Source organism: Sphingomonas sp. SORGH_AS_0438 (assembly GCF_031453475.1).
Lineage (GTDB): Bacteria > Pseudomonadota > Alphaproteobacteria > Sphingomonadales > Sphingomonadaceae > Sphingomonas.
Genome location: NZ_JAVIZS010000001.1, coordinates 2,657,527 through 2,680,039, shown reverse-complemented (window position 1 = coordinate 2,680,039; position 22,513 = coordinate 2,657,527). Strand labels below are relative to the sequence as shown.

Sequence of the window (22,513 nt, the reverse complement as noted above, 5' to 3'; positions counted from 1 at the left end):
TGAATCACGGCCGCACGATGGCGAAGCGCCCCCGTCCCCCGTCCCCTGCCCCTCAGCCGTTACGCGACAGGCGGAGCGCCGCCGCCGCCATCAGCAGCGCGACGACCAGCGAGCCGGCGGTGACCGCCATCGCCACGCCGGTCGCGGCGTACCAGGGCATGAGCGCGAAGGCGGCGGCGAACATCACCCCGACGCCGACGACTCGGATCGCGAAGACGGTGCCGGCGCGTTGCAGCGCGGTCATCACCGTGTCGACGCCGACCGTCGTCAGGTCCAGGCATCCCGCCACCGCCAGCCACAGCAGGACCGGCCAAGCATGGCGGAAGTCGCGGCCGCCGACCAGGTTCAGCACCGGCTTCCCCGCCAGCGCGACGATCGCCATGATGCCCAGGGCCGCGACGCCGCTGCCCAGGAACAGCCGCGACAGCATCCGCCCCAGCCGCTGCGGCGTCGCGGATTGCACCGACTTGACCACCTCCGGAAAGGCGGCGCGGGACAGGAGCTGCGACACCTTGGCCAGCGCCTGCGCCAGTTGCGCCGCCAGCCGGAACACGCCCGCCGCTGCCGGGCCTACCACTGCGCCGACCAGCAGCAGCGGCACCTGCTTGCTCGACAGGCCGAGCGTCGAGCTGGCATTGGTCGACAGTGCGAAGCGGACGATGCCGGGATGCTCGCGCGGCAGGTCGCGGACGCCGCGTCCGTGCCGGCGCATCAGCGTCAGGTCGCCCTGTTGCGCGACCATGATCCAATAGGCGGCGGCGGTCAGCACCTCCGCCAGCCCCCAGGCGAACAGGAAGCCCTGCACCGTCGGATGGACCAGCCATACCGCGATCGCGCCCAGGAAGCGCACCACCGGCGTCACGCTGTCGGCCAGCGCGGCGAGCGCGAACCGGTCGTTCAGCCGCAGGATGCCGAGCGGGGTCGAGCGGACGGTGACGAGCTGGACCACGGCGAAGATCAGCGTCGCCCGCTTCAGCGTCGCGCCGATGCCCAGCGCTTCGCCCCAGATCTCCAGGATCACCCAGGCCAGGCCGACGCCGACCAGCGCGGTGGCGGCATCGAGATATGCGACGCCGCGATAGAGCCGGCCGAGCGCGGGGGCGTCGCCGGTCGCGCGGGCGCGGACGCCATATTGCACCACTACCTGCCAGCTCTGGAAGGCGACCAGCGTCGCCAGCGTCTGTGCCGCGCCGGTGATGAGCGCGAACCGACCGAAGCCGGTGACGCCCAGCGAGCGGGTCGCGATGCCCAGATAGAAGAGCGACAGGATGGCGAGCACGCTGCGGCTGGCGAGCATCCAGCCCAGGTTGCGCATCGCCGCCTGGAACATCCCGCGCGGGGCCGGTGACGGCGCGGGGGCGGGGGGATCGATGGAAGTGCCGGTCATGCGTGCCCCAGCCCTAAGCACCGGAGAAACCACGGGCAAGTCCCGCGCCCGGCGTGACAGGCCGCCGGTGTCCCGATAATGCGACGTCCTTTGCGGGAGTCAGGCTTATCTGCGGCATCGTCGGCCTGTTGGCGCGAAATGGAGGCGACCCGGTCGCGGCGGTGCGTCGGCAGTGCGATTCGATCGTCCATCGCGGCCCGGACGATGAGGGGCTGTATGGCGAGCCGGGCTTCGCCTTCGGGATGCGGCGGCTGTCGATCCTCGACATCGCCGGTGGGCACCAGCCGTTCCGCTCGCCGGACGAGCGTTTCGTGCTGATGTTCAACGGCGAGATCTATAATTTCGCCGCGCTTCGCGCCGAACTGGCGGCGGCGGGCCGCGTCTTTCGCAGCAGCGGCGATGCCGAGGTGATCCTGGCCGGCTATGAACGCTGGGGCGCGGCGGTGTTCGGCCGGCTGGACGGGATGTTCGCGGTCGCGATCTGGGACCGGCAGGCCAGGCGGCTGGTGCTGGCGCGCGATCCCGTCGGCATCAAGCCGCTCTATTATAGCGACCAGCCGGCGGGCTTCGCCTTCGCCTCCGAACTCCAGGCGCTGACGCTCCTGCCCGGCTTCCGCTGGACGACCGATCCGCGCGCGCAGCTCGACTATTTCCGCTTCGGCCATGTCCGCACGCCACGCACCATCCATGCGGAGGCGCGGACATTGCCGCCGGGGCATATCCTGACCCTGACGGCCGGCGCGGCGCCGGAGCTGACGCCCTATTGGACGCCGCGCTATGCCCCTGCGCCGCCGCTGCCGCCGGAGGAATGGGTGGAGCGGTTCCGCCATAGCTGGCTGGATACGGTGGCCGAGCAGATGGTCGCGGATGTCGAGGTCGGGGCCTTCCTGTCGGGGGGGATCGATTCCTCGGCGGTGGTCGCGGCGATGACGCGGGTGACCGACCGGCCGGTGCGCAGCTTCACCATCGGCTTTCCCGATCCGCGCTATGACGAAAGCCGTCATGCCGAGGCCATCGCTGCGGCGCTTGGCACCGTCCACACCACGCGGATGCTCGATCTGGTCGCGGCGCAGGACCTGCTGCCGACCGTGGCGGCCAGCTATGCCGAGCCGTTCGCCGACCCGTCGATGGTGCCGACCTGGTATGTCAGCCGGGTGGCGGCCGAACAGGTCAAGGTGGCGCTGTCGGGCGATGGCGGCGACGAGCTGTTCTTCGGGTACAAGCGCCACGCCACCGAGCGGCGGGTGGGGGCGTTGCCGGCTCCTCTGCGTCACGCCGCGCGCGCGATCGGCGCGGTGCCGACCCTGCCGTGGCGGCGCGCCAACGAGACGGTGCAGCGCTGGACCAGGACGGCCGCCAGCGCCGGCCTGCCCTGTGGCGTGTCGCGCTTTTTCGCCAAGCTCCAGATCACCTCCCCGGCGCTCCGCGCGCAGGTGTTCGCGCCGGACTTCCTGGCGATGGACGGCGATCCGAGCGGCGAGATCGCGCGGCTGCGGGCGGAATATTTCCCCGATTCGGCGGCGCTGTCGGCCGATACGCTGGAGCAGTTCGCGCTGTGCGACCTGGCGCTCAACCTGCCGGGTGCGATGCTGACCAAGGTCGACCGGGCCAGCATGGCGCATTCGCTGGAGGTGCGCGTACCGATGCTGGGGCAGAAGATGGTCGATCTGGCGCTGGCGATGCCCGCGTCGATGAAGCTCGACGGCGCCACCGGCAAGAAGGTGGTGCGCCAGGCCATCGCCCCCTGGCTGCCCGAAGGCATTCTGGATCGCCGCAAACAGGGTTTCCAGATGCCGCTGTCCGCCTGGTTCGCGGGCGATTTCGGCCGCTATGCCGAGATGCTGTGGCAGGAGAGCGGCGCGCGCGACGAGGGGATCTGGCAGTGCGCCGCGGTGGACGGGCTGTTCGCCGACCACCGCGCGGGGAAGCGGGACCATAGCCGCTTCCTCTACGCGCTGGCGGTCTATTGCCTGTGGAAGGCGCGGGGCATGTCTAGGCCAGCCAGCTGACCACCGGCGCGCCGCGCCGCTTGACCGCCATCGCCTGGAACAGCCGGACGAGGTGGACGACGAGCGAGATGGCGGTCCAGCCGGCGACCGCGACGATCCCCCAGTCGGGCCGGCCGGCGATCAGGCTGGCGAACAGGATCACCATGTTCGGGTTGCGCCGCGCCGTGACCAGCCGGAAATCGCTGTCGAACGGCCGCCAGACATGGATGTGCATCCCGAAGCGGACGATGAACGCCCCCTCGATCAGGCGCTGCGCGACATAGCCGAACAGCATCGTGCCGATCACGATCCAGAAGGTCTGGTCGCTGAGCGGCCGGCCATAGATGGCGCAGCCGCTGGCCCAGGCCCACCACCAGATCGGCGGATGGACCAGGTCGATGCCATGGTCCCAGATGTCGCCCAGCCGGGAGGAGGTGATGGTGCAACGCGCCAGCTTGCCGTCCACCGTGTCCAGCACCATGAAGATCAGGCCGGTGAGCAGCCCGGTCCAGAACCAGCCCTGCCAGAAGGCGATGGTCGCGACGATGCACAGCACGGTGCCGATCGCGGTGACGTTGTTGGGCGACAGGCCCCAGCGCGCCGCCAGCTGCGTCAGGCGGAACGCCCATTCCGGCCAGAGATATTTGGTCAGCAGGTCGGTGACGCCCTTATAGGCGCCCTTGTAGCTCAGCCGCTCGATCGCGGGGACGGTGGTCATCACCAGCGGCTCGACGAACGGTCGCTCGCGCTTGCGCAGCGCCTCGTTGAAGATGCCGGCCTCGTCCTCCGCCTCGATCACCACCAGGCCGGGCAGCGGCGCGCCGGCCAGCATCAGCGCGGCGGCCTCCTCCATCTCGATCCGGCCGACATGCGCCAGCACGGGCCGGCCGTCGCGCGTGACGACGGTGCCGGGCTTGTCCTTCAGATGGCGGGTCCAGACGGGATCGAAGGCATAGTCGAGATGGGCCAGCACCACTGTCTCGCCCTCGGGCGCGAAGCCCTGCGACACGCCGATGCGGCGCACCCGCTCCGCATTGGTCATGCCCCATAGGCGAGTCGTGTTGTCGCCGATCGGTTGTAGGGAAACGGTCATGCAGGCCCGTTACCCCATCGGGCGCGATTGTCGAACCGGGTTCGGGGCCGGATCGTCCGTGTTTTGCGGCGCTTTGACGGTGGTCGGGCCGGACGCCTCCGCGTTTCCTGCGCCTCCGCGCCGTCGCGTGGCCCCGGAATCGCCTACCGACCGGACCCGGCCAGGAAGGCGCGGATCGCCGCCGCCGCCCGCGCCGGGGCGTCGCCACTGGCATCGCCCAGCGACTCGGCGGCGAAGCGGGCCTGGATCGCCGCATAATCGCCATGGCCGGCCGGGGCGGCGGCGAGGGTCGGGAGCAGGTCGTCGAGGCGATCGACCACCGGCCCGCACGCCCACTGGGCATAGGCCGGATCGGCGGCCCAGGCGATGTCGGCGGGGTTCAGGAAGACACAGGGGCGCGGGCGGATCAGGAACTCGATGACCTGGCTCGACGTGTCGCCCAGATACAGGTCGGCGGCGGCGGTGTAGCTGCCGTCGACCATCGCGAAGCCGTCCGCATCGCAATGGACATGGGGGTGACGGTCCAGCTCCGCCATCAGCGCGCGGATGTCGGGCGCGCCTTCCAGCAGCCGTTGATGCGGTGCGAAGATCAGGTTCCAGCGACCGTCCGCGACGATCCGGCGCACCACGGCCTCGCCCCAGCTCCACCAGGAGGAGCGGTGCCGCTGCCAGTGCGGGGCGTAGAGGATGGTCGGGCGGTCGTCGGCGAAGGGCGGGCGGGTGACGCTGCGCTGGCGGAACCCCGCCTTGACGTAGCCGGTGGCGACGATCCGTTCCGGGGCGAAGCCGCGCGCCAGATAGGTGGCGCGCTCCCGCTCGCTCGGCACCAGGGTCAGCGCGGCGGCGCGACGGCGGGGATCGTCGCGCGCGCTCATCGATCCGACCCCGTGCGAGGTCTTGACGAAGGGCAGGCGCAACCAGGGAAACAGGCGGGGCAGCCATAGGCTGGTCTGTTCGGCGCAGACCACCGCCCGTGCCGAGAGCAGGCGGGGCAGCAGCCGGAGCAGCACCGGGATCTTGGAGGGCAGCGGCGGATTGCGGCCGGCCGGGCCGTCCACCCGGCGAAATCCGGGCGCCCGGCGGATGCGGACCGGCAGGCCGGCGCTCCATCTCGTCAGCAACGCCTCGTGCACCGAGGTCGCGACCCAGGCATCGACGGGCAGGCCCTGGTTCGCCAAGGCCTCCGCGATCGGCCAGAGATGCGGGATCAGCAGCGTCTCGCCCAGGAACAGGAAGGCGACCGGTCGGGTCATGCGTGGACGCCGGGCCAGCGGGCAATGTCCTCCGGCCGGTCGACCTCCTGCCAGGCGAGGCCGGGGGGCAGGGACAGCGCCGTCACGCCGTCCGCGCCGGCCAGCCGGTCGATGATCGCATGGTGGAAGGCGTGGATGCCGTCATCCGCACCGATCACCGTGTCGAGCGCGGCGGCATAGCCCGACCCCCGGCGCGCGACCACGACACCGAGCGACCGATGCGTGGCGCGGGCAGGGTCCAGCGTCTTGGCGACGGCGCTGACGCGGTTGCCCTGTGCCGCGACCAGCATGTCGTCCGCCTCCGGCGGCCCGTCCAGCGGATCGACGAGCAGCGACACGCTGGGACCCGCCATCGCCACGGCGAAGCGCAACGCATCGGGATCGAACAGCGTATCGCCGTTCATCAGCAGGAACGCCTCGTCCAGCAGGTCGCGCGTCGCCCAGACGCTGCCGATGCTGCTCGCCACCGCCCAGAAGGGGTTGAAGACCAGGCGGACCGGCAATGCACCGGCCGGGCGGGCGGCGAGATGCGCGGCGATCTGGGCGATGCGATAGCCGCCGATCACGACGGCTTGCTCGACCCCGGCGGCGGCGCAGGCATCAAGCTGATGGTCGAGGATCGCCCGGCCGCCGACCGGCACCAGGCATTTCGGCCGCTCCAGCGTCAGCGGCAACAGTCGCGAGCCCTGACCAGCCGCGAGCAGGATCGCCTTCATCGCCGCATCTCTCGGCATATTCCTTTCAGGCTCATGGACTTGGTCGCTAATCCGCGAAGATGGTCGCAATACGGCGGCCGTTCCCAAGCGATGGCCCGCGCGCATGGTTGCATCGTCGAGGCGTGAGGGCGGGGCGGGGAAGGCGCCGGACATTCGGAGATTTCGCGCGCGGCGCTTTTGCGTTAGATGGCGGTTCCCATCATGGCGTCCGCTTCTCCCCCCGCACCGCAAACCCCGCCCCCTCGCCCGCGCGAGCGGCTGGCGCGCGCCTGGGGGCGGTGGTGGGTGAAGGCGCTGGCCCTGCTCGCCTTGCTCGCCGCGATCGGCTGGGCCCTGCTGTGGCTGCTGGTGATCCGCGCGCTGCCCTCGGTCGACCAGCTCCGCGCCTATGAACCGCCATTGCCGACCAATGTGCGGGGCATCGATGGCGCGCCGATCCAGTCCTATGCGCGCGAACGGCGCGTGCAGTTGGCCTATGCCGAATATCCGCCGCTGCTGGTCAAGGCGTTCCTGGCGGCGGAGGACCGGACCTTCTTCGAGCATCATGGCGTCGACTATCCCGGCCTGGCGGGCGCGGTGGTGGATTATGTGTCGAAGTTCGGCACCGGTCGCCGCGCCAAGGGCGGCTCCACCATCACCCAGCAGGTCGCCAAGAACCTGCTGATCGGCAACGAATATTCGCCGACGCGCAAGCTGCGCGAAGCGATCCTGGCGTACAAGATCGAGGATACGCTGTCGAAGGAGCAGATCCTCGAACTCTATCTCAACCAGATCCCGCTGGGCCGCAACGCGTTCGGCGTCGAGGCGGCGTCCCACGCCTATTTCGACAAGGATCTGAACGAGCTCGACCTGCCGCAGCTCGCCTATCTGGCGATCCTGCCCAAGGGGCCGTCCAATTACGACCCGATCCGCCATCCCGACCGGGCGCTGGCACGGCGCAACTATGTGCTGCGCGAGATGGTGCGCAACGGCTTCATCACCCAGGCGCAGTTCACGCAAGCCAATGCCGCGCCGCTCGGCACGGTGCGGCGGCGCACGCCCAAGTTCGAGGCGGTCGGCGGCTATTTCGTCGAGGAGGTGCGGCGCGAGCTGGTCAATCGCTTCGGCGAGACGGCCAAGGCCAGCCCGAACAGCGTCTATGAAGGCGGCCTGTGGGTGCGCACCTCGCTCGACACCCGGCTCCAGGACCTGGCGGCGCAGGCGCTGCGCGACGGGCTGATCCGCTATGAGAGCGGGCGCGGCTGGTCTGGGCCGCTGCGCCATGTCGAACTGGACGGCGACAATTGGCAGCAGCCGTTGCTCAACACCAATATCGCGCTCGACTATCAGGACTGGCGTGCCGGAATCGTGGTGGCGCGCGAGGGCGATGCGTGGCGGCTGGGCTTCGCCAACGGCGCGACCGGCCTGTTGCCGCGCTGGGCCGCGCAGACGCCCAAGCGGGGCACGGCGACGCCGGCCTTCGGGACGCTCAAGCCGGGCGACATCATCGCGGTCGCCCCCTCGGGCAGCGATTTCGCGCTGCGCTCGGTGCCGCGCGTATCGGGCGGCTTCGTGGTCGAGGAGCCGGCGACCGGCCGGGTGCTGGCGATGCAGGGCGGGTTCGACGCGCGGCTCCAGGCGTTCAACCGCGCCGTGCAGGCGATGCGGCAGCCGGGCTCGACCATCAAGCCGCTGGTCTATTCGGCGGCGCTGGAGAACGGGATGACACCCGCGTCGATCATCGTCGACGGGCCGTTCTGCGTCGACCAGGGCGCGCGGCTGGGCCAAAAATGCTTCCGCAACTTCGCCAATATGCGCTCGGCGGGGCCCAAGACGATGCGCTGGGGTATCGAGCAGTCGCGCAACCTGATGACGGTGCGCATGGCCGCCACCACCGGCATGCCCAAGCTGGTCGACACGCTGAAGCGGATGGGGGTGGGCGACTATCCCCCCTATCTGTCGATCGCGCTCGGCGCGGGCGAGACGACGGTGCTGCGCATGGTCAACGCCTATGCGACGCTCGCCAATCAGGGGCGCGGGCATGAGCCGACGCTGATCGACTTCGTCCAGGACCGCCACGGCAAGGTCGTGCTACCGGAAAACTGGCGGCCGTGCGAGGGATGTAATGCGCCCGACTGGAATGGCGGGCCGATGCCGCGCCCGCCCCTGCGGCAGAAGCAGGTGATCGACGCGATGACCGCCTATCAGATGGTCCATATCACCGAGGGCGTGGTCCAGCGCGGCACCGCCACCGTGCTGCGCGATCTCGACCGGCCGATGATGGGCAAGACCGGCACCACCACCGGGCCGACCGATGTCTGGTTCATCGGCGGGACGCCGCAATTCATCGGCGGCCTCTATATCGGCTATGATCATCCCCGGAACCTGGGCGGGGTGGAGGGCGGCACCTTCGCCGCGCCGGTGTTCAAGGAGTTCGCGGTCAAGGCCTATGACGGGCTGGAGAAGCTGCCGTTCCGCGCGCCGCCCGGCATCCGCATGGTGCGGATCGACCGGATGAGTGGCCACCCGGTGTTCGGCACCTGGCCCGACCCCGACGATCCGCGCGCCGCCGTGATCTGGGAAGCGTTCAAGCCGGAGAGCGAACCGCGCCGCGCCCGCCGCCGGGGCGATGCCGCCGCGCCGGCCGCCACCGCCGCGCCGACCGCGGCCCCTAGTCCGCGCGACAGCGATTTCTTGCAAAGGGAAGGCGGAATCTACTAGCCGCCATGCTTATATAGCTGATGGTTTCCGGCGGGCCCGACCAGTCCCGCCACAAGGCTGCCCGGATCGCCGGGCATGTCGGTCCTGATTGGAGAAGAATATGCGCGCCGAAGCGCAGGCTCATGTCGACAGCATTCGCGACGCGCTGGCGCTGCTCCGCCGGTTCCTCAACTGGGACCAGGCGCTGCGCCGGCTCGACGAACTCAACGCGCGGGTCGAGGACCAGGCGCTGTGGAACGATCCCAAGGCCGCGCAGGAGGTGATGCGCGAGCGTCGCCGGCTGGACGAGGCGGTGACCGCGACGCGCGCGATCGAATCGGAACTGGACGGCACGGTCGAGCTGATCGAGCTGGCCGAGGCGGAGGGCGACGAGGAACTGGCGTCCGAGGGCACGCAGAGCCTGGCCGAACTCGCCGCCCGCGCGCAGCAGGACAAGGTGAAGGCGCTCCTGGCCGGCGAGGCCGATGCCAACGACACCTATATCGAGGTGAATGCCGGGGCCGGCGGCACCGAGAGCCAGGACTGGGCCGGGATGCTCAGCCGCATGTATACGCGCTGGGCCGAGCGGCACGGGCTGAAGGTCGAGCTGGTCGACAGCCATTCCGGCGAGCAGGCGGGGCTGAAATCGGCGACGCTGCTGCTCAAGGGCGAGAACGCCTATGGCTATGCCAAGACCGAATCGGGCGTGCACCGGCTGGTGCGGATCAGCCCGTACGACTCGGCGGCGCGGCGGCACACGTCGTTCGCCAGCGTCTGGGTCTATCCGGTCGTCGACGACAATATCGAGGTCGACTATAACGAGAGCGACCTGCGCATCGACACCTATCGCGCCTCGGGCGCGGGTGGCCAGCACATCAACACGACCGATTCGGCGGTGCGCATCACGCACATCCCGACCGGCATCGTCGTGCAGTGCCAGAACCAGCGCTCGCAGCACAAGAACAAGGCGGAGGCGTACAACCAGTTGCGCGCCCGCCTGTACGAGCGCGAACTGTCCATCCGCGAACAGGCCGCCAATGCGGAGAATGCGACCAAGACCGATATCGGCTGGGGCCACCAGATCCGCTCCTATGTCCTCCAGCCCTATCAGCTGGTGAAGGACCTGCGGACCGGCGTGACCTCGACCGCGCCCGGCGACGTGCTGGACGGCGATCTCGACCCGTTCATGGCGGCGGCGCTGTCGCAGCGCGTGACCGGCGAGAAGGTCGCCGTGGAGGATGTGGATTGAGGATGGCCTGCGCCCTGCTGCCCGCGCTCCTGCTGCTGACGGCCTGCGACGGTTCGCAGCCGCTGCTGAAGCACGAGCCGAAGCAGCCGGGGCCGTTCCCGGCGGCGGATCGCCCGGTCGCGGCGATCGTGTCGTCGCGCTGGTCGAACGAGGAGGCGCGCGATCGCCTGCGCGAGGCCGAGCAGGTGATGGACAAGGCGAATATCCGCCCGGGCATGACCGTCGCCGATATCGGCGCGGGCGAGGGCTATTACACCATCCGCCTGGCCGCGCGCGTCGGCGAACGGGGCCGGGTGCTGGCGGAGGATATCTTCGAGCCGATCCGCGATGCGCTGGCCGAACGCGTCTCGCGCGAGCGGCTGGAGAATGTCAGCGTGCGGCTCGGCACGGCCAACGACCCGCGCCTGCCGGACCGGAGCTTCGACCGGGTGATGATGGTGCACATGTACCATGAGATCGCCCAGCCCTATGAGTTCCTGTGGCATTTGCGGCCGTCGCTGAAGCCGGACGGGCTGGTGGTGGTGGTCGATGCCGATCGCACCACGCGCAACCATGGCACGCCGCCGGCCCTGCTGACCTGCGAGTTCGCGGCCGTGGGGTTCCAGCGCGTGTCGCTGGAGCCGATGGCGAGCGCGGGTGGCTATCTCGCCACCTTCCGCCCCATGGGCCCGCGTCCCGAGCCGGCGGACATCCGACCATGCCGCATGGCCCCGGCGGGTGCGGAGGACGGGCAGGGGCACAAGCCCTGATTTTCGGACTCCTCCCGTGCAGCGGAAGAGTGGTAAAGGTGCCGCCTGCCACCTAATAGCCCCGCCATGACCAGCCATTACGAAGACCAGTATCTCGACCTGCTCCGCCGCGTCTGGGAGACGGGCGACGAGCGGCGGGACCGTACCGGGGTCGGCACCCGGTCGCTGTTCGGGCCGACCCTGCGCTTCGACCTGTCGGACGACCGGGTGCCGCTCCTCACCACCAAGCGGGTGGCGTGGAAGACCGCGGCGCGCGAGATGCTGTGGTTCCTGACCGGCGATACCAACATCCGCGCACTGGTCGCGCAGAAGGTGCATATCTGGACCGACTGGCCGCTCGCCCGCTATCGCCGCGAGACGGGCGAGGCGATCGACCGCGACGCGTTCGAGGCGCGAATCCTGGCCGATGACGCTTTCGCCGCCGCCTGGGGCGATCTCGGTCCGGTCTATGGCAAGCAATGGGTCGATTGGGACCAATATGAGCCGGTCGGCGACGGCCTGTACCGGCGCGGCCCCGGCATCAACCAGATCGCCGAGCTGGTCCGCATGATCCGCCAGGACCCGACCTCGCGCCGGCTGCTGTTCACCGGCTGGAACGTCGCGCAGCTCGGCGGCATGGCGCTGCCGCCCTGCCACATGACCTATCAGTTCCATGTTGCGGGCGGGCGGCTATCGGGCATGTTGTGGCAGCGGTCGTGCGACCTGGGGCTGGGCTTCGCCTTCAACGCCTTTTCCGCCGCGCTGCTGATCCGGATGCTGGCGCAGCAATGCGACCTGGCGGCGGGCGAGCTGGTGTGGAGCGCGGGCGACGCGCATGTCTATCTGAACCATGCGCATCTGGTTGAGGAACAGCTTGCCCGCACGCCGCGTGGAAGCCCCCGGCTACGCATCCATCGCCGGCCCGAGTCGATCTTCGACTATGCGATCGAGGATTTCGCCGTCGAGGATTACGACCCCCATCCGGCGATCGCTGCCCCCGTCGCGGTCTGACGCCGGCCCTTTCGGAGCGCGGGGCAGACGGTATACGCTCGGTCCATGGACGATATCGATCCCTGTCCCGCACCCGGTCGCCAGCGCGCGCGGAGCGAAATGGACGGACTGATCCGCCGGCTCGACTGGTCGGCCACGCCGGTCGGGGCGCGGGCGGACTGGTCGCCGGCCTTGCAACAGGCGGTCGCGCAGATGCTCGCCTCGCCCCAGCCGATGTTCCTGTGGTGGGGCGAGGCGCTGGTCCAATTCTACAACGATGCCTATCGCGAGCTGCTGGGCCCGGCGCTGCATCCCTGGCTGCTCGGGGGAAGCGGCCGCACGGATTACCATATGCTGTGGGGGCAGGTTGCGCCGCAGATCGATGCCGTCATGACCGAGGGCCGATCGATCCAGCAGCGCGACGTCCGCCTGTCGGTCTGCCGCTTCGGGCAGGATGAGGACGCCTGGTGGGACGTGCATCACGCACCGGTCGCGGATTCGACCGCACCCGGCACAGTGGGCGGCATGCTGGTCACCTATGTCGACGTGACGGAGCGGCATCTGGAGGCGACGGCGCAGCGTCGCGCCGCCGCCAATCGGCAGTTCCTGACCGCACTGGACCAGGCGCTGCATCACGGCACCGATGAAGCGGCGATGCTCGACACGGTGAACCGGATGCTCGGCGAATTTCTGGGCGCGAACCGGGTCGGTTTCGCCGAGGATCGCGGCGATGGCAGCGCATGTTCGGCCCGGCAATATATCTGCGACAACGTGCGCGGGACCGGACGCCTGGTCTATCGCGACTTTCCCGCCGATGGCTATGCCGCGCTGTTGGCGGGACAGACCGTGCATCGATGCGATGTGCGCGGGGACCTGACGCTGAGCGATACCTATCGCGACGCGCATCGCGCGATCGGCATCCGCGCGATGATCAATGTGCCGATCCTGCGCGACGGCCGGCTGACGGCCCTGCTCTATGTCCATTGGCGCCGGGCCCGCGCGCTCCGCGCCGACGAGATCGCGCTGGTCGAGACGGTCGCCCGGCGCGGCTGGATCGCGGTGGAACTGGCCCGGTCGCAGGCGCTGCTGGCGAGCCGGGGCGAACCGCGCCGCCGGCCGACCCCCGTCGACTGAAGGGCGGCACGGTCAGGCCGCGCCCGACCCCTCCCAGGCGCGAAAAGCGGCGATCACCGCGTCCGGGGCCTGCCAGGGGACGAAATGGCCGGCCTCGACGGTGCGCACGGTCAGGTCGGGGACGAAGGGCGGCAATTGTTCGACCTGGATCGGCAGCAGCGCCTTGTCCTGGACGCCCCAGACGACCAGCACCGGCTGCGTCACCGGCGGGAAGGGCGCGTCGAGAAAGGCGGGGCGTTCCGGCGTCGCATCCGGCGCGGGCACGATGATCGGCGAGGCGCGATACCAGTTGAGCATCGCGGTCAGTGCGCCGGGCTGGCCCCATTCGTCCAGATAGGCCGCCTTGTCCGCCCCGGCGATCGCGCTGGTCACATGTTGGGCGAAGCTGGTGCTGAAGAACCATTCCAGCCCCTTGCCCAGGATATGCTGGTCCAGCGCCGTGTCGCGGAAGCGGGTGATATATTGGCTGGCGGCCCGCTGCGCCGGATCGTCGAACAGCGACCGCTGGAAGACGAAGGGATGCGGTGCGTTGACGATCGCCAGTCGCGCGACCCGGTCCGGATGGCGCAACGCTGCCATCCAGGCGACCGCGCCGCCCCAGTCATGGCCGACCAGCGTGAATCGATCGATGCCGAGTGCATCGGCCAGCGCGATCAGGTCGCCGACGATCCGGTCGGGCGCATAGGCCTCGACGCCCTCCGGCTTGGACGAGCGGGCATAGCCGCGCTGGTCGGGCGCGACGACGAAGTGATCGCGGGCCAGATCGGGTACGATATCGCGCCAGGTGCGGTGCGATTCGGGAAAGCCGTGGAGCAGGACCACCGGCGGCGCATCGCGCGGACCGGCCAGCTGCACGTCCAGCTCGACGCCGGTCGACAAGGCGATGCGGGTGAGGTCGGTCATGACACGGTCTCCGGGGCGTCGGTTTCTTCCAGCATGGCGAGCAGGTCGAGCGGATAGATCGGCTCGGGCCAGGCGGCGATCTCGGCGCGGGTGAACCAGCGCCAGGATTGCATCACGCGCCGCTCCAGATCGGTGTGGCCGGAAGGGTCGACCGTGCAGCCGTCCAGGTCGATGCGGAAATAGCGTTCGTCCGCCTCCACCGCGACGCCCTCGATGGTGACGAACTCGACCAGCCGGGCGGCGACCTGCGCGCCGCAGTCCCGGTCCAGCCCGACTTCCTCGCGCAATTCGCGCCGCGCCGCCTGTTCGAAGCGCTCGCCCGGATCGACCGCACCGCCCGGCGTCACCCAGAAGGGCGGTCGGTCGTCGGGCGTGAAGCGGAACAGCAGGACATGGCCACCCGGCGCGCCGCCCGACCGGTCGACCAGCAGGATGCGCGCGGCGGGACGCTGGGCGCGGACCGCCACGGTCAGTCGCCGTCCAGTTCGGGATAGTGGCGGAAGATGCCGTCCTGGTTGAACGGCTGGCGTCGCCCGCTCGCCAGATAGGCCTTGATGCCGGGCAGCCGCGCGACCTGGTCGTGCAGCCGGACCAGATCGGGATAGTCCGGCTCCAGCGTCGCCATGCGCCGCGGGAACATGTAGCGCAGGCCCTGCACCAGCTGGAACAGCGAGGTGTCGACATAGGTCCAGCGGTGATCGATCGTCCAGTCGCCGTCGTTGCAGGCGATCACCTGGCAGAAATAGGTCAGGAACTTCGGCAGGCGTTCGTCGCGAAACTGCGCGGCGGCGCGCGCCGCCTCGGCCGTCTGGTCCTCGTAATAGGCGCCGGTGCCGACCGGGTGGTGCACGTCGTGCACCTCCGCGACCAGATCGGCGATGGTCAGCTGCACCTGGTTCATCCACAGCCGGTCGGCCATGGCCGAGGGGGCGAGATCGTGGCGCTCACCCAGGAACATCAGGATGTTGGCGACCTGGGCGATCACCAGCCCCTCGCTCGCCAGATAGGGCGGGGCGAAGGGCGTGCGACCCGACCGGGCGGCCATGTCGGCGATCAGCGCCTCGACGCCGTCCTCGCGGGCCCCGTCGCGATAGGCGATCCCGCCCGCTTCCAGCGCCAGTCGCACGAACTCGCCCCGCCCCTGGATGCCGGGCCAGTACCACAGGTCGTAGGGCATTCAGCTTTCTCCAGGCGCGCGGGCGCGGATCGCCAGCGCGTGTATCCGCGACGCCAACAGATCGGCGAGCGCTTGGTTCACCAGCCGCTGGCGCGCGACGCGGGACAGGCCGGTGAAGGCCGCGCTTTCGACATCGACGCTGAAATGCGTTTCGCCCGTGCCGTCGTCCCCCATATGGCCGCGATGCTGCGCGCTGTCGTTCGAGACGGACAGGCGGGTGGGGGACAGGGCGGCTTGGAGCCGGTCGGCGATGATCCGGTCGAGCGTGGCGGTGGCGGTGATGGTCATCGCGCCTATATAGCCCCCTTTGACGCAAGGACGAAGTGACGACGACGTGGCGGGATCGACGGAAAGGAAGGAGCGGCCGGGCGCGCGGTTTCATGGCCGGGTCGAGGCGAACGGACGAATCTGCGTCGCCCCGGGCTGTACCGAGCCGGGCGAGTTCCGCGCGCCGCCGCTGGAGGGGCCGTCCGACGGCAACGGCCCGCGTGCCTTTCGCTGGATGTGCCTGGAGCATGTCCGCGCCTTCAACGCCGGCTATAATTTCTTCGACGGCATGACCGCGGACGAAATCCACCAGGCGCAGCGGCCGATGGCCGGCTGGGAGGCGGAGTCGCGCAGCTTTGCGCGCGCCGGTACGGGGCAGGGGCCGCGCTGGGCCGATTTCGCCGATCCGCTCGACGCGATCGCCGCGCGCTTCCGCCGCGAACCCGCGCCTGAACGCAGCGACGGCAAGCCCCTGTCGGGCGAGGATCGCGCCAGCCTGAAGGTGCTGGGCCTGCCCGCCGATGCCGATCGCGGGGCGCTGCGCAAACGCTATTCGGAGCTGGTGCGCCGCTATCATCCCGACCGCAATGGCGGCGACCGCAGCCAGGAGGTCCTGTTGCAGAAGGTGATCGGCGCCTATCAGCAATTGCGCCAGGCACCGGCCTTCGCCTGAGGGGGACGTTTCGCGGGCGGGCGCGGTCAGGACGGCGGAGCGGCCGCCGTCGTACCATCGCGGCAAGCCTGGCGCTGTTCGACCCGGTCGTCGCTGCCCGGCCGGCGGATCAGCACCGACAGGCTGCGGCAGCCGCCCTCGCTGGGGCCGGCGACGACGAAGCCGTGATCCAGGCCCTCCGCATCGGACCATTGCTGCAACTGCCCGCTCCGGCCCGCCGCCGCGATCGCCTGCGCCATGCTGGACAGCGGCGCGCCTTCCTCCGCCGCCACCGGCTCGGCCCGCGTCATGGCGGTGGGCGTGGGTAGAGCCACCGGGCGCGGCGTCGGCGACGGGGCGGGGGCTTCGATGGTCCGGGCGGCGATCCGCGCCTTGGGTCGGGATCGGGCGACCGGCATCACCGGCTCGGCATCGTCCTGCTCCACCACGGCCGGCGGCGGCAAGGGCACGCTGACCACATAGGGCGCGCGCGCCGACACGTCCCCCGCCTGGACGGCGATGCCGACGATCGTCCCCGCGCCGATCGTCGCCAGCATCGCGCCCGCCATCCGGGTGATCCGGCGCGGGCGCGGCGCGCGGTCGGGCGCATAGGCATAGGTCGGCGGCGCGATCATCGCCGCGCGATAGTCGACCGTCGACAGGCCGAAGCGCAGCGATCCGGCATGGATCGTCCAGCTCCGCTCGCGCCGCTCGATCCGCGTCGCGCCGGTCATCACCGGCCTGTCATCCTGCCCCATGGTCGCGTCCCCCATGCCGCATCCTAACCCGCCGCGCGCATCTGACCAGATGGTAAAGACCGGCCAGCGTTCAACAAAATCGACGGGATGCGACCCGGGATCAGCCGTCGCCGACGCGCTCGATATCCGCGCCGACCGCCGACAGCTTCTCCTCCAGCCGCTCATAGCCGCGGTCGAGATGATAGACGCGGCTGACCTGGGTCTCGCCCTCCGCCGCCAGGCCGGCGAGGATCAGGCTCATCGAGGCGCGCAGGTCGGTCGCCATCACCTGAGCGCCGGTCAGCTTCGGCACGCCGCGCACCACGGCGGTGCGGCCCTGGACCAGGATGTCCGCGCCCATGCGTGCCAGTTCGGGCACATGCATGTAGCGGTTCTCGAAGATCGTCTCGGTCAGCACGCTGGCCCCGTCGGCCAGGCAGAGCATCGCCATGAACTGCGCCTGCATGTCGGTGGCGAAGCCCGGGAAGGGTGCGGTCGACAGGTTGATCGGCCCCAGCCGGTCCGACGCGGCGACGCGGATCACGTCCTTGCCCGTCTCCACCGTCACGCCCGCGTCGCGCAGCGCCGACAGGGTCGCGCCCATATCCTCGGCATCGACATTGACCAGTTCCAGGTCGCCGCCGGTGATCGCCGCCGCACAGGCATAGCTGCCCGCCTCGATCCGGTCGGGCATCACCGCATAGGTCGCGCCGTGCAGCCGGTCGACGCCCTCGATCTCCAGCCGGTCGGTGCCGATCCCCTCGATCCGCGCGCCCATCGCCGTCAGGCAGCGGCACAGGTCGACGATCTCGGGCTCGCGCGCCGCATTCTCGATCACGCTGGAGCCGCGCGCCAGCACGGCGGCCATCACCACATTCTCGGTCGCGCCGACCGAGACGACCGGGAAGCGGTAGCGGCCACCGGTCAGCCGCCCGCCGGGTGCGGTCGCCTTGACATAGCCGGCGGCCATTTCCAGTTCCGCGCCGATCGCCTCCAGCGCCTTGAGGTGCAGGTCGATCGGGCGGTTGCCGATCGCGCAGCCGCCGGGCAGCGACACCCGCGCCTCGCCCGCACGGGCCAGCACGGGGCCGAGCACCAGGATCGACGCGCGCATCTTGCGCACGATGTCATAGGGTGCCTCGGTCGAGGTCAACTTGCCGGCTCGGATCGTCATCACCCGGCCGAAATCCTCGGGCCGCGTCCCCTCGATCGCGGTCGACGCGCCGAGCTGGTTGAGCAGATGGCCGAAGCCGTCCACGTCCGCCAGGCGCGGCAGGTTGCGCAGCGTCAGCGGCTCGTCGGTGAGCAACGCGCAGGGCATCAGCGTCAACGCCGCGTTCTTGGCCCCCGAAATGGGCAGGCGTCCGGTCAGGCGGCGGCCGCCACGAATGAGAATGCGATCCATCCCTCCCCCCTATCGCGCCCCGCGACGGACGCAAGAGAGTGTCCGTAAGTCCTTCATATGATCGAATTTAATGCGCGGTGGGACCGCTACCGCCACACTGTTCGTCCGCAGTCGTGCATCGGGGAAAATGTGTCGGATCATTGCTTTGCAGATCGTATTGCTACCCTCATACCCCTGACAGCGGAGGAACATGCCGCAATTGCCCGTCTGGAAGACCGCGAACGCCCGGTCCGCCGCAATGGCATGGTGGTGCGGGAGAATGAGCGACTGAGCGAAATGTTCGTGCTGAAGCGCGGATTGATGATGAGCTACATGATCCTGGACGATGGCAGCCGGCAAATTCTGCGCTTCCATTTTCCCGGTGATCTCATGGGGCTGACGGGCCTCGCCTTCGCCAAATCGCAGGAGACGATCATGGCGCTGACCGAGTCCGTCGTCTGCCCGTTCGAGCGCGGTCATGTGTCGGAACTGGTGGCGAAGCATCCGCGCATCGGCATGGCGTTGATGGCGTTCGACCAGATCTCGCGCGTCGGGTTGACCGATCGGCTGGCGGCGGTGGGGCGGACCTCCGCCAAGGCGCGGGTCGCGGCGCTGCTGCTGGAACTCCGCACCCGTTCGTCCACTGGCGACGGCAGCTTCGCGCTGGGCGTGACTCAGGAGGAGATCGGTGACGCCACCGGCCTCACCGCCGTCCATGTCAACAGGATGCTCCGCCAGTTGGAGGAGGAGAATCTGATCACGCGCGACAATGGTCGCATCACCGTGGTGAACGACCAGAGGCTGATGCGCACCGCCAAATATGTCGATCGGCAAGCGCGGATCGATCTCGGCTGGATGCCGCCCGCCGCCTGAGCCGCTTCATGGGGGGAAGGCGAGGCCGCTCGTGAAGATTGCGAAACAGGGGGCGCGAACTCCTGCCCCCTGCATTCGCCGAGCAGGGTCGCGGGGCAGGCGGAAGGTGCCGCTTCGCAAGCCCCCCTCAGGAGAGGCTGGCGATCAGGCCTTTTCCAGCGTGCATTGCAGCGGATGCTGGTTCTGGCGGGCGAAGTCGATCACCTGCCCGACCTTGGTCTCCGCCACTTCATAGGAGAAGATGCCGCAGACCCCGACCCCGCGCTGGTGGACGTGGAGCATGACGCGCGTCGCCTGTTCCATGTCCATGCGGAAGAAGCGTTGCAGGCAGAGAACGACGAACTCCATCGGCGTATAGTCGTCGTTCAGCATCAGCACGCGATAGGGCGTCGGCTGCTTGGTCTTGCTGCGCGTCTTGGTGGCGACGCCGACCCCGGAATCGTCGCCGCCCGCATCATTGTCGCGGCGTTCGGCCATGAGGATATCGCTTCGCATGTCGGCTCGAAATATGGCACTTGCCGGGTGATCGGCAAGAGCCGTTGAACAGGAAAAGGGCGATCGCGTCCACCGCGACCGCCCTCTTCCTTTTAGCACCGCCGGCGGGCCGGCGGGCGGGAACGGATCAGGCCGAAACCTTCATCTTCTCCGACGCGACCGCGACGCGGTTCGAGATCGGCTGCGCGACCTCGCCGGCCAGCTTCAGCGTCGTCTCGGTCGACTTCGAGGTCTGGGCGACCATCGCGTCGAATGCCGAGCGGGCATAATCGGCCTGGAGCTTCATGAACTCGGTCGGCGACTTGACGGTCGACAGCGTCTTCAGCGCCTGGGTCATGCCCTCGAACGACGACTTGGCATAGGCGACGGCGTCCTGGCCCATCGTCTCGAAACCGCGCGCGGCGATGCGCGACGATTCGACGAACGCCTCGACATTGCCCTTGTTGAACTCGGCGATCTCACCGAACATCTTCTGGCTCTTCTCGACCGCGCCCTGGCTGCGGGCGGTCAGGTCCGAGAACATCGCCTGGGCCTTCTGGGTGGTGTCGTTGGTCACGTCCATGATGCTGTCCTTCGCTGGGATGACGGCCTGGGTGGCCGGGGTTTCGATGATTGGCGTCTGTTCAATCGGAGCCGGCTCGGCGACCGCCACCGGTTCGTGGGCGGGCTCGGGCTCGGCGATCGGTTCGGGCGTCGCGTCCGACCTGGGCTCCGGCTCGACCGGGGCCGCCGCCGCGACCGGCTGCGCCTCGATCGGATCGGATGCGGTCGGCTCGGGCGCGGTCGGCTCCGCCTGGAGCATCGCGACCTCGGCCAGCGTCGACGCCTCCGCCACCGGGCGGGGCCGCGCGACGCGACGGGTCTTGGCGGAAGCCGCCAGGGCGGGCGGGATCGCCGCGACCGGATCGGGGATCACCAGCTTCGAATCATGCGACTCGATCGGCGGCACCGCCGCCTCCGGTATCTTCCGTCGTCCTGTCCTGCGTCCACCGGTCGCCATCCTGCGCCTCCGTTGTTGCAGCGCACAAATGGTATCACATCGGCCGTAAGTCAACGCTCTTTTGTGCACCGCACAACAAAAAATGATTTGGCTTATCTGGCCCTTACGTAGCTGCCCGGCGCCGGTTCGATCGCCGCCAGCGACCCCTTGCCGGGCAGGCGCGCGCCCGTGGCGGGCACGGTGCCGCCATCCCGCGCGCGCAGCCATTCCAGCCAGTCCGGCCACCAGCTGCCGCGCGTCTCCTCCGCCCCTTCGACGAACTCGGCCAGGCTGCTCGCCTCATTCGCCTTGGGGTTGATCCAATATTGATATTTGCCCGAGGAGGGCGGGTTGACGACGCCCGCGATATGGCCCGACCCCGCCAGCACGAAGCGCAGCGGCCCGCGGAAATGCCGGGTCACCTCCCAGACGCTTTCCGCCGGGGCGATATGATCCTCGCGTCCCGCCTGGACATAGGCGGGGGTCGCCACCCGCGTCAGGTCGATCGGCGTGCCCCCGACCGACAGGGCCCCCGGCTGGACCAGCAGATTGTCGCGGTACAGGTCGCGCAGATAGGATTGATGCCACTTGCCCGGCAGGTTGGTGGTGTCGCCGTTCCAGTGGAGCAGGTCGAACGCGGCATAATCCTGCCCGAGCAGATAATTGTTGGTGACGTAGTTCCAGATCAGGTCGTTGGCGCGCAGCAGGTTGAAGGTCGCGGCCATGTACCGCCCGTCGAGATAGCCGTCCGCCGACAGCCGCTCCAGCATCGCTAGCTGGTCGTCATCGACGAAGTGGAGCAGTTCGCCCGCCTTGCTGAAATCGACCTGCGCGGTGAAGAAGGTGGCGCTCGCCACCCGGTCGGCCTGGTCCTTGGCCGCCAGGACCGACAAGGTCGCCGCCAGCGTGGTGCCCGCCACGCAATAGCCGATCGCATGGACCGACGGCACGTCCAGCCCGGTGCGGATCGTGTCGATCGCATCCATCTGCGCGGCGACATAATCGTCCCACACCACTTCCTTCATCGTCGCGTCGGCCGACTTCCACGACACGACGAAGACGGTAATGCCCTGCTCCACCGCCCAGCGGATGAAGCTCTTCTCCGGCGACAGGTCGAGGATGTAGAAGCGGTTGATCCAGGGCGGGAAGATGACCAGCGGCGTGGTCATCACCTGCTCCGTCGTCGGGCTGTACTGGATCAGCTCGTAGAGCGGGGTGCGATGCACCACCTGGCCCGGCGTGGTGGCGATGTCGCGGCCGACCTCGAACCGCCCCGCCTCGGTATGCGTGATCTGGCCCCGGTTCAGGTCGGCCATCAGCCGCTCCATGCCGCGCACCAGATTCTCGCCGCCGGTCTTCACCGTCTCCTCCAGCACCTTGGGTGTTGGTGAGCGGGAAGTTGGTCGGGCTGATCGCCTGCACGAAGTTGCGCGTGGCGAAGCGCAACCGCTCCTGCTCGCGCGGGGACAGCCCCTCCATCGTGTCGATGCCGGCGATCAGCCGGTCGGAAAAGTCGAGATAGCTGCGCCGGATCCAGTCGAACACCGGATGGTCCCGCCAGACGGCATCGCGAAACCGCTTGTCGCGGGCACGGTCGGGGGCCTCCTCGGCGGCCGGTGCGCCTTGCCGGGGATCGAGCGCGCGCTGCCACAGCGACAGCGTGTCCATCCACAAGGTGCAGGCGCGGGTCAGCGTTTCGGGATCGTTGAGGCCGGGCACCACCGGCCACGGCATCGTCGGCGCGGCGGCGTCGTTCGACGCGGGATCGGCCGGGGCGGCGGGGTCGGCGGCGCGGGTTGGGTCGGCCATGGCATCCTCTATCGTCCTCC

General features: G+C 69.4%; 20 protein-coding genes and 1 pseudogene. 8 read left to right on the top strand and 13 right to left on the bottom strand.

Annotated elements, in window-relative coordinates:
* Nucleotides 1-52: 52 nt before the first annotated feature.
* Nucleotides 53-1,387, bottom strand: a complete 1,335-nt coding sequence (locus QE452_RS12460; RefSeq protein ID WP_309657560.1) for a lipopolysaccharide biosynthesis protein — start codon at nt 1,385-1,387, stop codon at nt 53-55.
* Between the two features lie 53 nt (nt 1,388-1,440).
* On the opposite strand from QE452_RS12460, the gene asnB reads away from it, so the two are divergent.
* On the top strand, nt 1,441-3,396 hold the full coding sequence (asnB, locus tag QE452_RS12455) for an asparagine synthase (glutamine-hydrolyzing) (protein WP_309657561.1): 1,956 nt from the start codon (nt 1,441-1,443) through the stop codon (nt 3,394-3,396).
* Here the strand turns inward: asnB and QE452_RS12450 are convergent.
* From QE452_RS12450 to QE452_RS12440, 3 genes are all read right to left on the bottom strand, one after another.
* A complete protein-coding gene (locus QE452_RS12450; protein WP_309657562.1) occupies nt 3,380-4,468 on the bottom strand; it encodes a CDP-alcohol phosphatidyltransferase family protein in 1,089 nt (362 codons plus the stop codon). The genes asnB and QE452_RS12450 overlap by 17 nt on opposite strands.
* 143 nt (nt 4,469-4,611) lie before the next feature.
* Nucleotides 4,612-5,721: a hypothetical protein gene (locus tag QE452_RS12445; protein ID WP_309657563.1), complete on the bottom strand. Its 1,110-nt coding sequence runs from the start codon at nt 5,719-5,721 to the stop codon at nt 4,612-4,614.
* Nucleotides 5,718-6,455: an NTP transferase domain-containing protein gene (locus tag QE452_RS12440; RefSeq protein WP_309730111.1), complete on the bottom strand. Its 738-nt coding sequence runs from the start codon at nt 6,453-6,455 to the stop codon at nt 5,718-5,720. Before QE452_RS12440 ends, QE452_RS12445 begins: the two co-directional genes overlap by 4 nt.
* Nucleotides 6,456-6,638: 183 nt before the next feature.
* Here QE452_RS12440 and QE452_RS12435 point away from each other — a divergent pair, with 183 nt between their 5' ends.
* The 5 genes from QE452_RS12435 (at nt 6,639) to QE452_RS12415 (ending at nt 13,217) form a co-directional block, all read left to right on the top strand.
* A complete protein-coding gene (locus QE452_RS12435; RefSeq protein WP_309657565.1) occupies nt 6,639-9,137 on the top strand; it encodes a transglycosylase domain-containing protein in 2,499 nt (832 codons plus the stop codon).
* A 100-nt stretch (nt 9,138-9,237) separates the two neighbouring features.
* Nucleotides 9,238-10,365 (top strand): peptide chain release factor 2, encoded by a 1,128-nt coding sequence (gene prfB / locus QE452_RS12430; RefSeq protein WP_125994691.1) that lies wholly within the window; start codon nt 9,238-9,240, stop codon nt 10,363-10,365.
* A 2-nt stretch (nt 10,366-10,367) separates the two neighbouring features.
* Nucleotides 10,368-11,114, top strand: coding sequence for a methyltransferase domain-containing protein (locus QE452_RS12425; RefSeq protein WP_309657566.1), 747 nt, complete (start codon nt 10,368-10,370; stop codon nt 11,112-11,114).
* A gap of 66 nt (nt 11,115-11,180) precedes the next feature.
* Nucleotides 11,181-12,104, top strand: coding sequence for a thymidylate synthase (thyA, locus tag QE452_RS12420; RefSeq protein ID WP_309657567.1), 924 nt, complete (start codon nt 11,181-11,183; stop codon nt 12,102-12,104).
* A 45-nt stretch (nt 12,105-12,149) separates the two neighbouring features.
* A complete protein-coding gene (locus QE452_RS12415; protein ID WP_309730108.1) occupies nt 12,150-13,217 on the top strand; it encodes a GAF domain-containing protein in 1,068 nt (355 codons plus the stop codon).
* 12 nt (nt 13,218-13,229) lie between these two features.
* Here QE452_RS12415 and QE452_RS12410 read toward each other — a convergent pair whose 3' ends face one another.
* From QE452_RS12410 to QE452_RS12395, 4 genes are read right to left on the bottom strand one after another with little or no spacing between them, the layout of a single operon-like run.
* A complete protein-coding gene (locus tag QE452_RS12410; protein ID WP_309657569.1) occupies nt 13,230-14,120 on the bottom strand; it encodes an alpha/beta hydrolase in 891 nt (296 codons plus the stop codon).
* Nucleotides 14,117-14,587: an NUDIX domain-containing protein gene (locus tag QE452_RS12405; RefSeq protein ID WP_309657570.1), complete on the bottom strand. Its 471-nt coding sequence runs from the start codon at nt 14,585-14,587 to the stop codon at nt 14,117-14,119. Before QE452_RS12405 ends, QE452_RS12410 begins: the two co-directional genes overlap by 4 nt.
* A gap of 2 nt (nt 14,588-14,589) precedes the next feature.
* A complete protein-coding gene (locus tag QE452_RS12400) occupies nt 14,590-15,297 on the bottom strand; it encodes a glutathione S-transferase (protein ID WP_309657571.1) in 708 nt (235 codons plus the stop codon).
* Complete coding sequence (locus QE452_RS12395; protein ID WP_309657572.1) at nt 15,298-15,585, bottom strand: BolA family protein; 288 nt, start codon at nt 15,583-15,585, stop codon at nt 15,298-15,300.
* Between the two features lie 46 nt (nt 15,586-15,631).
* Between QE452_RS12395 and QE452_RS12390 the strand changes: the two genes are divergently transcribed.
* Nucleotides 15,632-16,237, top strand: coding sequence for a J domain-containing protein (locus QE452_RS12390; protein ID WP_309657573.1), 606 nt, complete (start codon nt 15,632-15,634; stop codon nt 16,235-16,237).
* A gap of 26 nt (nt 16,238-16,263) precedes the next feature.
* On the opposite strand, the gene QE452_RS12385 is transcribed toward QE452_RS12390, so the two are convergent.
* Both QE452_RS12385 and murA read right to left on the bottom strand, forming a co-directional pair.
* The gene (locus QE452_RS12385) at nt 16,264-16,989 is read right to left on the bottom strand and encodes a hypothetical protein (protein WP_309657574.1); all 726 of its coding nucleotides are present in this window, start codon (nt 16,987-16,989) and stop codon (nt 16,264-16,266) included.
* Nucleotides 16,990-17,074: 85 nt separating this feature from the next.
* Nucleotides 17,075-18,358 carry a UDP-N-acetylglucosamine 1-carboxyvinyltransferase gene (gene murA / locus QE452_RS12380; RefSeq protein WP_125994682.1) on the bottom strand — a complete coding sequence of 428 codons (1,284 nt, stop codon included), beginning with the start codon at nt 18,356-18,358 and terminating at the stop codon, nt 17,075-17,077.
* Between the two features lie 129 nt (nt 18,359-18,487).
* Here murA and QE452_RS12375 point away from each other — a divergent pair, with 129 nt between their 5' ends.
* Entirely contained in the window at nt 18,488-19,210 is a 723-nt protein-coding gene (locus tag QE452_RS12375) for a Crp/Fnr family transcriptional regulator (protein WP_309657575.1), read from the top strand.
* A gap of 144 nt (nt 19,211-19,354) precedes the next feature.
* On the opposite strand, the gene clpS is transcribed toward QE452_RS12375, so the two are convergent.
* From clpS to QE452_RS12360, 3 genes and pseudogenes are all read right to left on the bottom strand, one after another.
* Complete coding sequence (clpS, locus tag QE452_RS12370; protein WP_125994753.1) at nt 19,355-19,687, bottom strand: ATP-dependent Clp protease adapter ClpS; 333 nt, start codon at nt 19,685-19,687, stop codon at nt 19,355-19,357.
* A 145-nt stretch (nt 19,688-19,832) separates the two neighbouring features.
* Nucleotides 19,833-20,654 carry a TIGR01841 family phasin gene (gene phaP / locus QE452_RS12365; protein ID WP_309657576.1) on the bottom strand — a complete coding sequence of 274 codons (822 nt, stop codon included), beginning with the start codon at nt 20,652-20,654 and terminating at the stop codon, nt 19,833-19,835.
* A gap of 143 nt (nt 20,655-20,797) precedes the next feature.
* Nucleotides 20,798-22,493, bottom strand: a pseudogene (locus tag QE452_RS12360) (PHA/PHB synthase family protein).
* Between the last annotated feature and the right edge of the window lie 20 nt (nt 22,494-22,513).

What these genes read in the sequence shown, in the direction of transcription:
- QE452_RS12450 (WP_309657562.1), bottom strand. Translation starts at nt 4,468, where the DNA reads ATGACCGTTTCCCTACAACCGATCGGCGACAACACGACTCGCCTATGG.
- QE452_RS12440 (WP_309730111.1), bottom strand. Translation starts at nt 6,455, where the DNA reads ATGCCGAGAGATGCGGCGATGAAGGCGATCCTGCTCGCGGCTGGTCAG.
- QE452_RS12415 (WP_309730108.1), top strand. Translation starts at nt 12,150, where the DNA reads ATGGACGATATCGATCCCTGTCCCGCACCCGGTCGCCAGCGCGCGCGG.
- prfB (WP_125994691.1), top strand. Translation starts at nt 9,238, where the DNA reads ATGCGCGCCGAAGCGCAGGCTCATGTCGACAGCATTCGCGACGCGCTG.
- clpS (WP_125994753.1), bottom strand. Translation starts at nt 19,687, where the DNA reads ATGGCCGAACGCCGCGACAATGATGCGGGCGGCGACGATTCCGGGGTC.
- QE452_RS12400 (WP_309657571.1), bottom strand. Translation starts at nt 15,297, where the DNA reads ATGCCCTACGACCTGTGGTACTGGCCCGGCATCCAGGGGCGGGGCGAG.
- thyA (WP_309657567.1), top strand. Translation starts at nt 11,181, where the DNA reads ATGACCAGCCATTACGAAGACCAGTATCTCGACCTGCTCCGCCGCGTC.
- QE452_RS12395 (WP_309657572.1), bottom strand. Translation starts at nt 15,585, where the DNA reads ATGACCATCACCGCCACCGCCACGCTCGACCGGATCATCGCCGACCGG.
- QE452_RS12435 (WP_309657565.1), top strand. Translation starts at nt 6,639, where the DNA reads ATGGCGTCCGCTTCTCCCCCCGCACCGCAAACCCCGCCCCCTCGCCCG.
- QE452_RS12460 (WP_309657560.1), bottom strand. Translation starts at nt 1,387, where the DNA reads ATGACCGGCACTTCCATCGATCCCCCCGCCCCCGCGCCGTCACCGGCC.
- QE452_RS12425 (WP_309657566.1), top strand. Translation starts at nt 10,368, where the DNA reads ATGGCCTGCGCCCTGCTGCCCGCGCTCCTGCTGCTGACGGCCTGCGAC.
- QE452_RS12410 (WP_309657569.1), bottom strand. Translation starts at nt 14,120, where the DNA reads ATGACCGACCTCACCCGCATCGCCTTGTCGACCGGCGTCGAGCTGGAC.
- murA (WP_125994682.1), bottom strand. Translation starts at nt 18,358, where the DNA reads ATGGATCGCATTCTCATTCGTGGCGGCCGCCGCCTGACCGGACGCCTG.
- QE452_RS12385 (WP_309657574.1), bottom strand. Translation starts at nt 16,989, where the DNA reads ATGGGGGACGCGACCATGGGGCAGGATGACAGGCCGGTGATGACCGGC.
- QE452_RS12445 (WP_309657563.1), bottom strand. Translation starts at nt 5,721, where the DNA reads ATGACCCGACCGGTCGCCTTCCTGTTCCTGGGCGAGACGCTGCTGATC.